Annotated in this window: 14 protein-coding genes; 8 read left to right on the top strand and 6 right to left on the bottom strand. The window is 40.0% G+C overall.

The features are described 5' to 3' along the window. Window positions 1-3: 3 nt before the first annotated feature. On the top strand, window positions 4-969 hold the full coding sequence (locus tag J1N10_RS06350) for a mevalonate kinase family protein (protein ID WP_262325846.1): 966 nt from the start codon (window positions 4-6) through the stop codon (window positions 967-969). Here J1N10_RS06350 and J1N10_RS06345 read toward each other — a convergent pair whose 3' ends face one another. Both J1N10_RS06345 and J1N10_RS06340 read right to left on the bottom strand, forming a co-directional pair. After that, window positions 970-2,064 carry a nucleotidyltransferase family protein gene (locus tag J1N10_RS06345; RefSeq protein ID WP_262325845.1) on the bottom strand — a complete coding sequence of 365 codons (1,095 nt, stop codon included), beginning with the start codon at window positions 2,062-2,064 and terminating at the stop codon, window positions 970-972. After that, on the bottom strand, window positions 2,061-3,515 hold the full coding sequence (locus J1N10_RS06340; RefSeq protein WP_262325844.1) for a carbon starvation CstA family protein: 1,455 nt from the start codon (window positions 3,513-3,515) through the stop codon (window positions 2,061-2,063). The genes J1N10_RS06345 and J1N10_RS06340 overlap by 4 nt, the downstream gene beginning before the upstream one ends. Window positions 3,516-3,667: 152 nt before the next feature. On the opposite strand from J1N10_RS06340, the gene J1N10_RS06335 reads away from it, so the two are divergent. After that, on the top strand, window positions 3,668-5,581 hold the full coding sequence (locus J1N10_RS06335) for a beta-N-acetylhexosaminidase (RefSeq protein ID WP_262325843.1): 1,914 nt from the start codon (window positions 3,668-3,670) through the stop codon (window positions 5,579-5,581). Window positions 5,582-5,817: 236 nt separating this feature from the next. Beyond that, a complete protein-coding gene (locus tag J1N10_RS06330; protein ID WP_262325842.1) occupies window positions 5,818-7,170 on the top strand; it encodes an MATE family efflux transporter in 1,353 nt (450 codons plus the stop codon). 432 nt (window positions 7,171-7,602) lie between these two features. Here the strand turns inward: J1N10_RS06330 and J1N10_RS06325 are convergent, their stop codons facing one another. Both J1N10_RS06325 and J1N10_RS06320 read right to left on the bottom strand, forming a co-directional pair. Next, window positions 7,603-9,315: a PNGase F N-terminal domain-containing protein gene (locus J1N10_RS06325; RefSeq protein WP_262325841.1), complete on the bottom strand. Its 1,713-nt coding sequence runs from the start codon at window positions 9,313-9,315 to the stop codon at window positions 7,603-7,605. A gap of 90 nt (window positions 9,316-9,405) precedes the next feature. Beyond that, a complete protein-coding gene (locus J1N10_RS06320) occupies window positions 9,406-10,224 on the bottom strand; it encodes an HAD family hydrolase (protein WP_262325840.1) in 819 nt (272 codons plus the stop codon). 211 nt (window positions 10,225-10,435) lie between these two features. On the opposite strand from J1N10_RS06320, the gene J1N10_RS06315 reads away from it, so the two are divergent. After that, window positions 10,436-12,292 carry a helix-turn-helix domain-containing protein gene (locus J1N10_RS06315; RefSeq protein WP_262325839.1) on the top strand — a complete coding sequence of 619 codons (1,857 nt, stop codon included), beginning with the start codon at window positions 10,436-10,438 and terminating at the stop codon, window positions 12,290-12,292. Window positions 12,293-12,535: 243 nt separating this feature from the next. Next, window positions 12,536-13,297, top strand: coding sequence for an energy transducer TonB (locus J1N10_RS06310; protein WP_262325838.1), 762 nt, complete (start codon window positions 12,536-12,538; stop codon window positions 13,295-13,297). A gap of 69 nt (window positions 13,298-13,366) precedes the next feature. On the opposite strand, the gene J1N10_RS06305 is transcribed toward J1N10_RS06310, so the two are convergent. Beyond that, window positions 13,367-13,825 (bottom strand): protein-disulfide reductase DsbD N-terminal domain-containing protein, encoded by a 459-nt coding sequence (locus J1N10_RS06305; protein WP_262325837.1) that lies wholly within the window; start codon window positions 13,823-13,825, stop codon window positions 13,367-13,369. A 338-nt stretch (window positions 13,826-14,163) separates the two neighbouring features. Between J1N10_RS06305 and J1N10_RS06300 the strand changes: the two genes are divergently transcribed. From J1N10_RS06300 to J1N10_RS06290, 3 genes are all read left to right on the top strand, one after another. Continuing rightward, window positions 14,164-14,688, top strand: a complete 525-nt coding sequence (locus tag J1N10_RS06300; protein ID WP_262325836.1) for a putative periplasmic lipoprotein — start codon at window positions 14,164-14,166, stop codon at window positions 14,686-14,688. Next, window positions 14,672-15,220: a PepSY-associated TM helix domain-containing protein gene (locus J1N10_RS06295; protein ID WP_262325835.1), complete on the top strand. Its 549-nt coding sequence runs from the start codon at window positions 14,672-14,674 to the stop codon at window positions 15,218-15,220. Before J1N10_RS06300 ends, J1N10_RS06295 begins: the two co-directional genes overlap by 17 nt. 66 nt (window positions 15,221-15,286) lie before the next feature. After that, window positions 15,287-15,874 (top strand): DJ-1/PfpI family protein, encoded by a 588-nt coding sequence (locus J1N10_RS06290; RefSeq protein WP_262325834.1) that lies wholly within the window; start codon window positions 15,287-15,289, stop codon window positions 15,872-15,874. Here the strand turns inward: J1N10_RS06290 and J1N10_RS06285 are convergent. Further along, window positions 15,864-16,817: a TIGR01212 family radical SAM protein gene (locus J1N10_RS06285; RefSeq protein ID WP_262325833.1), complete on the bottom strand. Its 954-nt coding sequence runs from the start codon at window positions 16,815-16,817 to the stop codon at window positions 15,864-15,866. The genes J1N10_RS06290 and J1N10_RS06285 overlap by 11 nt on opposite strands. Window positions 16,818-16,848 lie beyond the last annotated feature (31 nt).

Below are 16,848 nucleotides of genomic sequence, written 5' to 3'. Positions count from 1 at the left end.
TTGATGCAAGACAAGAAAGATATATACTATTCAAAAGTGATGCTGTTTGGAGAATACAGCATTATAATGGGTTCGATGGGCTTAACTATCCCTTATTCACATTTTAATGGAGAATTGCGTTTTATTAATAATGATAGCTACACCAATTTAAACTTCGCTAAGCATTCGAATTTGCAATTAAAGGAATTAGCCGGTTACCTGTTTGAACTGAATGAGAAAAACCAGCTTAAAGCTCAATTGGATACCCAAAGTTTATGGAAGGATTTAGAAAAAGGTCTTTACTTTGAATCCTCTATACCTGAAGGCTATGGTCTGGGGAGTAGCGGAGCTTTAGTGGCTTCACTCTATAATCAATACGCCATTGATAAAATAGAAGCACATGCCACTATTAGTGATGAAGAATTATTTGAACTAAAAGCCATTTTTGCACAAATCGAATCCTTTTATCACGGCACAAGCTCGGGCATCGATCCATTGATTTGCTATCTGAAACATCCAATTGTTCTGGAGAATGCCCAACATATCTCATCAGTAGGCATTCCGCGCCGCGACATTCTTAACGAAGATGCTATTTTTCTACTTGATGCTGAAACAACTGGCAAAACGGCTCCTCTTGTGAAGCGATTTATGGATAAAACACAAGATAATTCTTTCAAAGAGAAGATTGATAACGAGTTAACACCAACAACCAACAAGTGCATACATCACTTGCTCAATGGCAATCTGGATTGCATGTTTCATCACTTAAATGTGCTTTCAAAATTCCAATTAGAACATTTTAGTGAAATGATTCCCACGAATATACAATCATATTGGCGCAAAGGGCTCGACAACCAACTATACACCCTTAAACTTTGCGGTTCAGGTGGTGGTGGTTTCTTTCTGGGATTTACGCGCAACTACTCACAAACCAAAGCATTCTTTTTAAACCAAGGGAAAGAGATTATCCCGGTGTATCAGGAAGTTTAGCTATCGCCTGATAATACGCTTGATGTATATGCGCCATAATGGTTCATTTTTATTGCCCTGATACCGGAAACGCATGTACGCCTTTTGTGGAAAAAACTCATACCACAGAAGCTTAACTTTTGTAGAAAAGCCAGGCACCTTTAATAGTTGCCTTAAATTTATCCACCTATACGATTTTGAATGATCATCATTTTGCACCAATTGAGCAATCCTATCAATCATGCAATCAACATTATGCCCTTGTGACATTACCTGGTTGGGTAGTAATAACAGAGCCATATCGATCACACTTTGCATTTCCTTCTTCTTTTCGGGTTTTATAGCGAAAATATCTTTTAAAAATGAATGCTCTTCTTGTTGTGAATGAATCAATAACGCAATGTCCAGCAGCCATCCCAATCGCAAACCGCCCATTTCAATACCTTTAACAGCATGTGCAATAAGATGATACCCCATCCAAATTGCATCTAACTGCTTTAGTTTGATACCTTGCTTCTCTATCTCCACTGTATGCGTGAAAAAATCAACATTACGCGTATAATAATCACTACCTAACGAAAAAAGTCGCTGGTGTATTTCAACCATAATACCATCAACCTTCACTCCTCGTACGTGGGCATCCGACTGCTCATGATAAGGTGAACGGGGCACAAAAAGTGGTTCAGCCTCAGTTTGCAGTATTACCTCAAGAGCTTTCATGCCCATACCTTCCGGCACTAGAATGTCGATATCACCCATTGGACGCAAACCATCATCTTTATACAAGTGACTGGCTAAAGCAATACCTTTTAAGGCAATCACCGGAATACCTGCTTCGCTTAGGTATTTGCTAATTTTATTAAATACGGCCAGATAACGTTGGTAATTAATGGTATTAAGAAAATAAACCGACTTCCAATTGCTTAATGCAGCCTCTCCAACTCCACTCAAAGCCTTTTGCTGACACTGCGCGAAGCACCAGGCTCCCAATCCGTTATCATTACAAAAACGCATAAGTTCATCCGAAACTGGTTCTTTAACATCAAGAGCCACATCTTGAATACGACTCAATTCAATTGCGCTCTTAACCAATCGCTTATAATCGATACAACTCATGCCACTTTCGCTTTTAATGCAACTCTTTTAATTCGAGTAACGAATAAAATCAATGATAAAAGGCCACATGCTATTCCAACCACAATGCCCAATTGTGCATCTATAGCTAATCCACCATTTTTATGGGGAGCAACCAATAAATAACTTGCACAAACAATGGTCATAAAAACAGCGGGTAAGGATAAATACCAATGCGCCTTATTCTGTTTTGCCAGGTACATGGCACCAGTCCAAAGTACTACAACTGCTAATATTTGATTGGAAAGTCCCAAGAATTTCCAAATCTTATCAAAATCCATTTGCGATAATATAAAACCAACTGCAAAAAGCGGAATGCTAATTATTAAACGCCTTTTGATATTGGATTGATCAAATTGAAACACATCGGCAATGGTCAAACGAGCACTTCTAAAAGCAGTATCTCCCGTTGTTATTGGGCAGGCAATAACGCCAACGATCGCAAAAATTGCACCAATACTACCTAGCCAGGCAACACTAATTTCATTCACTACCCACGCTGGATTATGCCCATCGTATTGCATGGTTGTATTTAAGCCTTCTGCTCCTCCGAAAAATGTCATGGCTGCTGTGGCCCAGATAATGGCCACAATACCTTCAGCTATCATCGCGCCATAAAACACATATCGCCCATAACTTTCTTTTTTAATAGTGCGAGCCATCATGGGAGCTTGAGTGCTGTGAAAACCACTTAAAGCACCACAGGAAATAACAATAAACATCATCGGAAACAAGATGTTTTCAGTTGGATGATGATGCCAATTGGCTAAACTGGCAGCAGATAACTCGGGCATTACTACCAAACCTGAAAAGCCTCCAACGAGCATGGCGCCAGCAATAGCCAAAGCCATAATTATTAACGCTGCACCAAACAAAGGATATATCTTACCTATAATTTTGTTGATTGGTAAAAGTGTTGCAATCAGGTAATAGGCAAAAATAACATACAACCAAATGGTTAATCCCCCACCCGTTAAATTAGCCAATAAACCTGCCGGACCAGAAACAAAAGCCACCCCAACAAATATCAACAACAACAAGGTGAAAACGCGTAAAAAATTCTGAAACCCTTTGCCAAGGTATTTACCAACAATCTCAGGAATACTGGCACCGCCATGACGAATAGATAGCATTCCGGAAAAATAATCATGAGTGGCTCCCATAAAAATACAGCCTAACACAATCCACAAATAGGCTATTGGCCCATACATAGCACCCAGTATAGCACCAAAAATAGGCCCCAATCCGGCAATATTTAAAAACTGAATGGTAAACACCTTCCAGGTAGGCATCGGTGAAAAATCAACTCCATCGTCCTGTTTAATGGCTGGCGTGGGATTGGAATCATCCGCACCAAAGAAACGCTCCATAAACCGACCATAAAACACAAAGCCAAGTATCAAGGCTAATATTGCACCTAGAAATGTCCACATAATTTGAAATTGATATTGTTTGTCGTAACAAAACTAGCGCTTTATGGTAGCCTGACAAGATTATTCAATCATAAATTAGAAATTATCCTGATTGAAACTTGAATAAAAACAGCGATTTATTAAATTCGATTGTCAATCGATAAAACCTTAAAATGAAACAGCTACTAGTTTGCCTTACGCTTGTTGTATGTCAATTGAGCATGGCTTCAGATATTCATGATTACCTGCTACCTGCCCCAAAATCAATTGAACTGACAGGCCAACGACTGCAAATATCAAAGGGTACCATCTATATTCAGTCAGATGCAATACAACTAAGTAAACCTCTGCTCGCCATTTTAAACAATTTTGAACAAACGAGCATTCAGTCAAATCTATCTCCTGTCATTACCAACCCATACAATACACTTTTATCCGCTACTATAAATAACAATCTAAGATCACAAGCCTATCAGTTAACTATTGACACTTCACAAATTCAGTTGATTGCAGGCAGCGAAACCGGACTCTTCTATGGTCTGTTAACCCTTCAACAAATAGGACGATTTGCAATTGAAAACAATTATTGGCCTACTGTTAACATCACCGATGAACCTGATTTTATTCGTCGTGGTGTGATGCTGGACATCAGTCGTGATAAAATACCTACCATGAAAACACTCTATGGTATCGTTGATAAACTGGCTATGTGGAAAATTAATGAACTGCAACTGTATACCGAACATACATTTGCCTATCAGAACCACGAAACTATCTGGAAAGACGCGAGTCCTATGACAGCTGAACAAATTAGAGAATTGGATGAATACTGCCGCCGCCATTTTATTGATTTAGTGCCCAACCAAAACTCCTTTGGCCATATGAAACGCTGGCTAAAACACACGGAATATGAACATTTGGCTGAACTACCACAACCAGGCAAAACCATTTGGGGCATGATGTCGCGCACCAGCCTGAGTCCTGTTGAACCCGGCTCTTTAGAATTAATGAAAGAATTATATGCCGAGTTATTGCCCAATTTCTCCAGTCAGTATTTTAATATAGGCTGCGACGAAACGGTTGAATTAGGCGTTGGAAAATCAAAGGATATCTGCCAGGAAAGAGGCAAAGGAAGGGTCTACCTTGATTTTGTGATGGAACTAAAAAAGGAAGTAGATAAATACGATAGAACGACTCAGTTTTGGGGCGATATCATATTACATCATCCGGAACTCATACCAGAGTTACCCAAAGATATGGTTGCACTAATATGGGGATACGAGGCTGATTATCCGTTCGATAAAAATTGTCCTCAGTTTCAAAAAGCTGGACTACCCTATTATGTTTGTCCGGGCACTTCAACCTGGAATTCAATAATTGGCCGAAACAAAAATGGCTTTGCTAACCTAAAAAATGCCGCTATCAATGGAAAAAAATACGGCGCTACCGGCTACCTTAACACCAACTGGGGCGATCAGGGCCACTGGCAACCACTAGCGGTTTGCTACCCTACCCTGTTATATGGAGCGGCACTCAGCTGGAGTGTTGAAAGCAATACCGATATCGACATTGCACAACACGTTTCGCTGCAAGTGTTTAATGACACCAGTAGACAAAGTGGAGCAGCACTCGTCAACCTGGGCGATGCCTACTTAAAAATGCAGGCTCCAACGAGTAACAGTAGTATTTTTCATCAGTTGCTGAAACGTAACAGCAGATCCATTAAAACCGACCGATGGCTTAAGCAGGTTAATAAACCCAATACTAAAGCAACCATTGCTTTTATTGAGCAACAACTCGCCGCATTTCAGGCTGCGCCTATCCAATGTGCCGATGCAGATATTGTCCAGCAGGAAGTGGAACAGGCTAGTATGCTTGCATTACACGCCTGCCACTTGGCTTTAGCCAAGATTGGAACGGCGGATGGCTATTTTGCAGGTATCCCAGCAGCTAAGAAGGCCGAACTAAAACAGGAACTGGAAGCGCTTATTTTACAGCACCAAACCATCTGGCGGATGAGAAACCGTGAAGGAGGCCTGGTTGATTCGTCCAATAAGATGAAAGCCGTACTGAAGACATACCGGTAAATTAATTTCCTTCTTTGGATGACATAATTACCAAATCACTTAATTTTTTAACGCTGATTAACACTAAAAGCACTTACTTTTGTGCCCAATCTTTGGCGACTTTAATACATTGATGATCGACATTTCAAAGCTTCTCACCTTGAAGCCCAAAACCTCGTTTTGCAAGCCTTGAATGTTGCAGGTGTATTAAAGGGCAAGGTCTCGCCCGCATTATTATTTGTTTATTTTATTTGATTATGAAGCGATACTGGCGTTTGTTTCGTCCGCACTATGCCGAAACACGAAGATTAGCGCTACCTGTTATTATTGCGCAGGTAGGACAAATAACAGTTGGGATGGTTGATAACATGATGATTGGCCATTTGGGTAAAACAGAATTGGCAGCCGCCGCCTTTGCCAACACCTTATTTTCATTACCACTTATTTTTGGAATGGGTTTTGCCATGGCCATCACCCCATTGGTAGGTAAGGCATTTGGTAAAAAGCAGTACGAGCATTTGCATTTTCTAAAGTATGGAGCTTATACCACCAACAGCCTGATGGGCATCATCCTGGCGCTCACCTGCCTGGCATTATACTATGCCATGCCCTTTATGCATCAGCCCGAGAGTATAATTCAGCAATCACAAACCTTCTTTAACATCATCAGCCTGTCCATTATCCCACTGATGCTGTTTTTAAGTGGCAAGCAACTGGCCGAAGGCCTTTCAAACACACGCCTGGCCATGGTCGTTACGCTAATAGCGAATGTGATGAATATACTGGGCAACTACATCCTCATATTCGGAAAGATGGGGGCGCCCGAACTGGGCCTGTACGGAGCCGGCTGGTCAACACTTATTGCGCGGGTGGCCATGGCTGTTATCATGACCGCGTTCATCCGAAACTATAAGCCGCTGAAGACAGCTGCTGTTAAGCTGTCTCTTTATAGGATACTGCAAACGGTTAAATCAATTGTCAAATTAGGTGTTCCTATGGGCTTACACCTCTTTTCTGAGGCTTCGGCATTTATTGTGGCGGGCATCATGATTGGCTGGTTGAGCGATACTGGCCTGGCTGCTCATCAGATTGTTATCAGCCTCTCTACTTTTGGTTTTATGCTTTACCAAGGCATTGGTGCAGGTACCACTATTCGCATCAGTCAGTTTTCGGCGCGTCAGGTGCCAGCACTAATTAAACAGGCCTCACAGGCCTCTTTTCAGATTGTTATTGCGATGGTAGTGGTTATATCTTCCGCATTTTTACTGTTGCGCAACTGGCTACCACAGCTTTTCACCAACGATGCTGAGGTAATTGCCCTAGCATCTAAAATGATTGTTGTACTGGTCATCTTTCAACTTTTTGATGCCATACAAATCATCTACTCAAGCATATTGCGAGGCATGGCCGATGCCACAATTCCCGGCATTTTAACCATTATCTCCTACTTTGGCATTGCCATCCCTTTTAGCTACTGGGCTGCCTTTAAAGCTGGATTTGGCGAAATTGGTATTTGGCTCGGTTTTCCCATCGGGTTAGGCGTTTGTGCCTTGCTTTTTCATTTTAGACTTCAGAGGCTGAATAAAAAAGCGGTTCAAATTTCAACTTAATAGTATTAAATATTAAAAAGTGTCAATTATAAACAAACCCCACATCAAACCACAAAATCCATAACTTAATTGACAATTTCTATAATACACCCCTAATTTTAAGACTGATATTGTCTAATTTTTACTTTTTCAGGTACATACCCCCTATTTTTGGATACTAAACCAAAGCAATTAGCAACTATTTCATCACCACACCCCTAATTTTAATGTTGATTTTACAATTTTTTAACACTTTTACTCTTGCAACCCCCAAAATAATCCCCATCTTTGTAATGGATTTTTTCATAAAACTTGGATTTAGTTAGCTGATTTAAGGGTAAGGACAGATAAACGTATCTGTCCTCTCTTTTTTTAAAGACCTTTATAAACTGAACCCATAAAAAAGACCAACACATTTCTGCATCGGTCTTTTAAAGCATTTTCTATTTATCTCTATTCATATTCGCCCATTAATATACCTGATATATTCCAGGCACTAAAACTATTACCTGCACGTTCACCTAAAGGAATAGCCACCTTCATCTGATGCTTACCCGGCTTTAAATTGGGCAACTCAACATACTCCGGATTTGTGGCTGTGCCAGGGCACCAACCACTTCGGCTCAGATCGGAAGATGAAATACCATTCCAGAAATTACCTGAGACAGGATTATGCTTGCGATAAGCAGCACAATCTGTACGCCACGGTGTAAATACAAAAACACGCTCGCCATCAATGAAAACCTCATTTTGCTTAGGGTTGAACTCATCGCCACCGCCCCAACCACCGTGGCCAGTTGTAATATAACGTAACTTCAAGTTCTTCACACCTTCCGGAACTGTAAAATCAATGGTCAAACTATCATTTTTAAACATAGTACCATAGCGCTGACCACCCATTTCCATCACGTTGCATGTATTAAACAGAGGTTGAGTAAAGACTTTTTCTTTGTCTTCTTCAGCCCAATCATAGCTTCCCGGATAGGCTTTTATATCCAATGTTAATTTATGCCCTCCCTTATCGTAGTTTCCAATAAAAGCACCAACTAATACTTCGCCTTCTAAATAAGACTTCAACTCGCTCACATCCTGCTTGTAAATCGTATGGTTTTCCCACTCAATGTCTTTTATCTTCACCCTGTCGTTAAAATGACGTACACCAAAAGTTGTGAAGAAGCGCACCAATTCCACTACCGGCTCATAATTATCCTCAAGCACAACACCCTGATAATCTACACTATCAGCATCGTAATAAATTGGTAAAGTATTCATTCCATTTTTCAGTCCATCCCAAAAACTCTGCTCACGATTGGTTGGAATAACAAAAACAGAACCCGTACGATCGTACGCATCACCATTGCTGTACTGCTTTATCTCGGCAAAAATCGAATAATGGTCAGGTGTAGCGGGCAACTTTACTTTTTTAACAATTAGAGTCCCTCCTGCAAAATGATACAAAGAATCCAGAAGAGGCTCATTCACTTCCATCTTGTCTTTACCCCAACATATTTGCTCATCATCAAACACACGGGTGCTGATAATCATTTTTTCGCGTTTAATATCGCCTAGCTCATAACGCGACACTTCTTTGCCTAAATCCGAAGGCATCAAAGAGCTTTTAGCTTTTTTTCTTTTGATGTTTATTTCCGAAGCCAAGGTTTCATAGTTACCATTTCGTACCACACTTAACACCAATCCGGGTACATAACCCACTTTTGGCTGTGGCGATCCTTGTATGCCAGCTTCGGTAGTGTACCAAACATCAATATGATTTGAATTAATAACTGTTTGGGCATGTTGGCAAGTATAGCCCTTTATTTCCCGGGTTTTATCTGTGAATTCCAACTTTGGTAAATCATCCATTGAAGCCACTGAATGATACACTTCACCATCATCAAATTGAGCCAATTGAAAAATCTGCTTACCAGAATAATCAACATAGCTGGCTTCGTGGGCATAACCTGGAATTAGCTGCTTTACTTCAGGAGCATCGCGCCAAACCTTTGAACTATTGTTGGCAAATTGCACATATAACAGTGGCATATCACCACGCTCATTGCCATTATACAATACTTTATAACTAACCGAGCCTTGCTTTTTAAACTCCTGGGCCAGGCTATTACTAGCAATCAATAATGCAAATAGTAAAAAATAAAATGTCTTCATGTGTATTGAGTTAATTTGAGATTGACTGCAAAGTTAACTCAGTGCCTTATGTGAGGCTACCCACACATGTTCAAGAAAGGGCGTAAATGATTAATCGAACCTGGCTTCTGTTTCACTCATAGTGGCCAATTGCTTACGGATAGCCCGCATCACTCCGTTATCATCATTACTTTGGGTGATGTTTCGGGCAATGGATTTAATATCCGGATGCGCATTTTCCATGGCATAACTATGATGCACAACCTGCAACATTTCATAGTCGTTAAGATAATCACCAAAAGCCATCGTTTCTTCAGGTGAGATGCCCATTTCTTTTTGCAACAACTGAACAGCATTTCCTTTGTTCACCCCTATCGACATCACATCGAGCCAAATAGGGCTAGAAGTACTGATTTGAAATCCTTGTTTGAATAGAGCCTTAACTTTAGGATAAACAACAGTTTCCAGTTGCTCAAAGTTATTAATGGCAATTTTCAGGATGTCATCTTCCACGTCCAGTAAATCGGACACCACACTGTGCCTGGCATAGTATTTTGCCAGCTCTTCCATGAACTTATCTGAAGGCTGCCCCTCAACATAAGCTCCCTTCTGCCCACACAGTACAATATTGGTCTCAGGAATCTGACGAAGCTGTTCAATCATGGCCTTGGCGTCGATTGCTTTCATGGGTTTATTAACTCGTGTTTCGTTATCCCAATTAATATAACCACCATTTTCTGCCACAAAAGCTATGTCATGATCAAAATGTGCAAACTCATCTACCAAAGTATAATACTGACGTCCGCTGGCAACTACAAAACGAATCCCTGCTGTTTTCATCAGCTGATACACTTCAACAAAATCACTTGGCAAATGCTTATTTGAGTTAAGCAAAGTTCCGTCCATATCGGACACAATCATTTTAATCATAATCACTTATTTAGAGCAGCAAATATAGCAGGTTTGATTATGAAAAAAGTAGACGAAATGTTAATAAACCGCAAACAAAAGCAAGTCAATCGCCAACCGACGAGTACCACAATAAATAAACAACAAGCATCTGCGCACTTGTCAGAAGACTGTTTTCATTCGTACCTTTACAGCTTATTTTATCACTAGCCACTAATTCAATGCTACAGCCATGGAACCTCATCAATCTATGGACGAACAGTTTATTTCGAAGGTGCATGAAATCATTGAACAAAACATTGATAATGAAGATTTCTCAGTTGAAAAACTCGCAACAAACGTTGGCTTAAGCCGTTCAATGTTACACCGAAAACTTATTAAAGTATCCGGTAAAAATGCGAGTGAAACCATAACCGAAATTCGTTTATTAAAAGCGAAGCAGCTGCTTGAAAGCAATTGCACCACTGTTTCAGAAACAGCCTATAAGGTTGGCTATAAAACCCCCAGTTATTTCAATCGGGTATTTAAACAACATTACCATGTTTCACCAGGCGATGTAAAACGCCATGCCCAAGAACATCCATTCATTAAGTCGAAATTTAAGCTCCAAAGTAACAATGCACCAAGACCAAAAAAACTTTTATACATCACCTTTCTAAGCTTGATTATATTGGGACTTTTTGTAATATCCTTTTATGTTTTTAACCCGACTATCAAGCCCAAGTCCATCGCTGTTTTACCACTAGAAAACCTAACTGGAGATACCAACAACGATTACATTATAAACGGCATTCATGATGCCCTCATTGGTGAGCTTGGCCGACTCTCTTCGCTAAGAGTGATATCACGCAAATCGACACTTCACTATCAAGAACGTAACATGCTATTGCAAGACATTGCCTCAGAACTGGATGTTGATAATATTATTGAAGGCTCTGTTGTTTCAAGTGGGGATAGCATTCATTTAATCATACAGGCCATTAAAGTCTTTCCTCATGAACGACACCTGATGGCAACCAAATATCAAGATAAACTTGGTAATATCCTGCATTTACAATCCAACGTTGCCAAGGATATTGCAAAAACAATAAAAGCTCGAATATCAGACAAAGAACTTCAACAAATGACACAGACACGTCAGGTCAACCCTGAAGTGTATCGTTCATATCTACGTGGCATATATGCACTTCACCAAGGCAATCACAAATGGCTTAAAGAAGGGATTCAACATATGCAAAATGCCATCAGAATAGATCCCGGCGACCCATTGGCTTATGCCGGTTTAGCACTTGGCTATGCCACCATGGGACATGGACAGCTTGACGCTGAAACATCATTTTCGAGAGCTGTTAGTGCTGCCAACAAAGCCATTAAACTCGACCCAACCATTGATGAATCCTATACTGCTCTGTCTTTGCTATACTTATATAGCGATTGGAATTGGCCTTTAACAAAAGTGTCATTTGAAAATGCTCTTGAGGCAAATCCCAATAACGCCATTGCCCATGCACATTATGCCTGGTACCACTTTTTATTTAACGACATGGAGCAATGTATTAAACACGCTAAACAAGCTACATTATTAGACCCATTATACCCAGCTTACCACGCCTGGCTTGGCTTGCTCTATTGCAACAACAACCAATACGATGAAGCTGTAAACGCTGCTAAAAAGGCATTAGCTTTAAATGAAAATACCAGTTATGCTCATTTGGTACTTGGTTGGAACTTCATTCATAATAATCAATTTCAGCAAGCAATAGAAGTATTTGAAGGCCTGCCTCAAACCATGCAATGGGATATGCACCGGGTTTATTGTTACACCCAATGCGGTCAAAAAGAAAAAGCTTTAGCCATATGGAACCACTACCTCGAAAAAGCAAAAACACAGAACATTAACGACTGTTACAATGGCATGATGGCAGCCTGTTTAGGATATAATGATGTAGCTTTTGAGTGTTTCAATAAAGCAATTGACAAAAAAACTTACCCAATTACTTACATCAACTATAATCCTGCGTCACAAAGCATTAGAAATGATGCGCGTTATACCCGTCTTTTGCAAAGAATGAACTTATTAAAAAAATAACGCGGGGCAAAAACTCTAATACTACCAACTGGAATATCACAATTAATAACTCCATTTTTCGGTAAAGCAACACCATTATCAAAACGAAACAATTCTATCATCATTCCAGCAAGTAAATGCAACTTAAGTGCTATGTTGCCGGACCACATTGCTCGTAAATTAGCTCATGTATTTTTAAAGTATAACGCTCTTCTATTGTACTTACTTATTAAATACCACAACTATTCATTTAATCTACAAGCCATGAAAAAGATGTTATTATCAATCGGAATTTGTTTTTTTGTTCTTGGCTTAGTTGCACAAGAACAAGGTTATGCTTGGATGGAAGGTTCAACTGTTGTTCCTCCACAATTTAAAGGAACTGAATCGGCACAAAAAGAAGATGTGAAAAAATCACCCATTTGCTGCTACCTTATGGAGAACCTGGAGATCGAAAGCTCAGTTAACACGCCAGCAGTTGAAGGTACAGTAGTAATCGAATTCACCGTTAATACCGATGGTTCTCTCTCTAATTTTAAAGTTATCAACCACGTATCTTACGATCTTGAATTTGCAGTAATCGACTGTATTAGACAAACAGAGGGCATGTGGAAACCTGGTAAAGTTGACAACAGGCCATCGTCAATGGAAAAACGTGTACAAGTTAGATTCGATGCTCCTGATAATCCTTCTTTTGAAGAAATTGCCCGCAATTACTACAGCAATGCATTACAACGATTTATGAAAGCTGAAGACATTCAGAAAAGTAAATTGTTAAGCCAAAAAAAGATAGAACGAAAAGCTAACCGCAGGTACAACCAGTCACTTAACCTCCTGGAGGCAGCGACCGTTTACATACCTAACGATCCTACCTTAGCGTTTTGGAAAGCCAGAAACTACGAACAACTTGGTATGTATAGTGAAATGCAGGATATGCTAGACTACAGAAAAGCACTTTTAAGCATGCAGATATCGGAACAAAAGTATAGTAAAAATTACGATATGGCTATTATCACTTTGAAATAGTCAATTAAGAAACTTACTGACAAAAAAAATCCCGCCAAGGCGGGATTTTATCTATATTTTCAATTAAACCTATTTAATCTGAAATTCAAACTCTACATCAGTTGGAGGCAAACAAGTCTCATTGTCGCAACACATAAAAGTTAAATAGCCTTTTACAGTTGCCGGACGCTTAGTGATACGCACATTTTGCGAAATTGTAGCTTCGTGCTTGAAAAATGGCACTTCCATATCGAATACCTCATCGTGCTTAACAGTTGGTTTAGTTACCTCTACAGGCTTTTTCAATTCTTTGGCATTCACCATGTCTTCAAAAGTAAACTCAGTAGCCACCGGTCCTCCTTCTGGCACATTTAAACCGTAAGTTTTCCAACCTTCTTCAATAGTAGCATGCGCCACCACCTGAACTTCAAATTGGTTAATTTCTTTGATTTCAAACTTCCACTTTACTGGCTCTTGCATCTGAGCACTGACACCTATTGCTCCAAAAATAAGAAGCATCATCAAGGCTAAAATGTTTTTCTTCATCATCTGCTTTAGTTTTTATTAATGAGACCACCTAAGTAATCCCAACACGTTTTTAGGAATTAAACAAATATACGACCAAAATTGCCTCTCGTTGCCTCAAAAGCAAAATTTGGTAAAATATCATGTTTATACTAAAGACACTCAAATCTACAATATGGGTGACACCCGGCAACGGTTTAATTCATCCAAACAAATACCAGGCTTGTTAACGGCTTGTTAAAGCCTCCTTTAAATGCTAAAATAATTAAGTAAACACAATTCTTCTTAAAGGCATTTATGTAGATTTGTTTCCAGATTTACAATAATAAATCAAGACTAATCAACAAATTAAATTATCTGCAATGAAGAAAATCTTAAGCCTGGCAATACTAGCTGCATCGCTTGTAGCCTGTAATTCAACCGCAAAAAAATCGAACACAGAAACGAAAGAAACAACTACTATCCAAACGGTATCGGTTGATAACCTGTTAGCTCAAGCCGAAGAGTTAGTAGAAAAAAACATTAAAGTAAAAGGTCACGTTACCCACACATGTAAGCACTCTGGCAAGCGCTGCTTTTTAGTTGGTGACAATGAACAATTTACCATTCGTATTGAAGCCGGAGGTAAAATAACAGGTTTCAACGCCGATTTGGTTGGAAATACCATTTTGGTTGATGGCATATTAAAAGAACGTCGTCTATCGCAAGAATACATCGATCAGATGGAACATGACGTGCAGGAAAAAGCCAAAGAAGATGGTACGGCCGAAACATGCGCTACTGAAATGAGCAACATTAACGATATGCGCGCCTGGATGAAATCGAACAACAAAGACCACTACTCTATATATTTTGTAGAAGGATTATCGTATGAAGTGGTCGAGTAAGGCAGTAAGAAAATGGCTACGCATTATCCATCGCGATTTGGGTTATGTAATGGTTGGTATAACAATTATTTACGGTATTTCTGGTTATCTATTAAACCATATGGATGGAACGGACCCTTCGTATGAAACCATTGAAGGCTCCATTCAATTAGCAAGTGGATTAGATAAAGCCGGTTTAACAAAAGCCTGGTCGTTACAAAATGACGTGCCTGAAATGAAGCGCATTTTACCCATTGATGAAGAACATTATCGACTAATGCTGGATGGTGGCATTGGGGTTTATCAAAGTACCAATGGAGAAGTAGTTTATGAAGAACACCGTAAAAATCCATTTATTTATTTTATCAACAAACTGCATTACAACAAAGTAGGTGGATGGACCATTATGGGTGATATTTTTGCTTTCTCGCTTATCTTTTTTGCCTTATCAGGCTTATTTATGGTCAAAGGTAAAAAAGGGCTGGCCGGAAGAGGCAAATGGTATCTCCTGCTGGGGTTAGCCATACCAATTATCTATTTGTTTTTGATGTAAATACTATATAGCCTCATCTTCGGATGGGGCTTTTTTTATAACTTTATTCACAAAACAACTCAAACTATGAAACGCGTACTTCTATTTCTATGTCAGGGCTTCGAAGAGCTGGAAGCTGCCGTATTTACCGATGTGTTGGGCTGGACCCGCATGGAAGGTGACTATCCGGTTGAAGTTATAACAGCTGGTTTTCGCCCTAAACTCAAATGCACCTGGAACATGATAGTTGAACCGGAAATGAAGTTTGAGGATATCAATGCAGATGATTACGATGCCTTGGCAATTCCTGGTGGTTTTGATGGTGCCGGCTTTTATGAAGATGCTTACGATGTGCGCTTTTTAGAGCTTATCCGTCAGTTTGACAAAAAAGGGAAGTACATAGCATCGGTATGTGTTGGTGCCATGCCAATTGGTAAAAGCGGTGTTCTGAAAAACCGCACTGCTACAACCTATGATTTATCCGGCGGGCATCGACGAGTTCAGCTTACCGGGATGGGTGTTAAGGTACTTGACCAACGCATTGTAATTGATAAGAATATCATAACTTCAACAGGTCCGGCCACCGGCCTGGATGTGGCTTTTACCTTACTTGAGAAACTCACTTCGCACGAACACGCGTTAGAGATGAAACGGCATATGCGTTTTATTGATTAAACAACTTTTCACTAAACAGCCTCCCTTGCCAGGTATCCCGTTCGGCTAATCGTTTTTCAACTTTGGCCACAAACTCAAAGTTTTTGAGACCCCAGCGTGGTGCCATCAATAAATCGTGTGGTGCCTGGCTGATAAAGCGTTCCATCACTATACGCGGGTTCATCAGCTCCAGAAAATCAACTACCAAGTCGATAAATTCATCTGCCGCTAACAGGTTAAAATAATCTGGATGTTCATTATAAATCTCACCAAACTGACTGCCTTTAACAATTTGCAACTGGTGCAGTTTTAAGAAGCTAATAGGTAACCTTGACACTTCAGTTGCATGTTCCAACAACCGTTTTCTATCCTCACCCGGCAAACCCAAAATCATATGCAAACCAACGGGGATACCCGCTTTTGATATTCGCTCAGCTGCATCAATCGTTTCCTCGTAGGTATGCCCCCGATTAATTTGCTCCAGCGTTTCATTGGATGTTGATTCGGCACCCAATTCAATGGCAATGTAATAATCCTTTGTCCACTCCTTCAATACCGCCAATAAATCATCTGAAATACAATCAGGTCTCGTTCCAAGTACAATACCGGTTACCTTGGGATGCGACAAAGCTTGTTTGTATTGAGCAATCAGGTGCTCTGTCTCACCATACGTATTACTGTAGGCCTGAAAATAGGCCAGGTACTGTTGTGTTTGGTATTTGGGGCGAAAAAAAGAAGTGCCTTTTTCTATTTGCTCCAAAATGCTCAGTTCCGGTCCGCAATAGGATGGATTAAAGGTGCTGTTATTACAGAATGCACATCCTCCCACACCTTTTGAACCATCACGATTAGGACAAGTAAAACCGGCATTGATGGAAACCTTCTGCACGCGCTCACCAAAAGTGCGCTTAATGTATGAACTGTAATCGTTGTATCTTTTATCGTGCCCCCAGGGAAATTGCATGTCTTTGTGTTTTGAGGCGCAAAGATAGGAA

Origin of the sequence: Carboxylicivirga litoralis (assembly GCF_025499605.1) — a bacterium.
Taxonomy (GTDB): Bacteria; Bacteroidota; Bacteroidia; order Bacteroidales; family Marinilabiliaceae; genus Carboxylicivirga; species Carboxylicivirga litoralis.
This window is presented reverse-complemented; position numbering and strand designations above follow the sequence as displayed.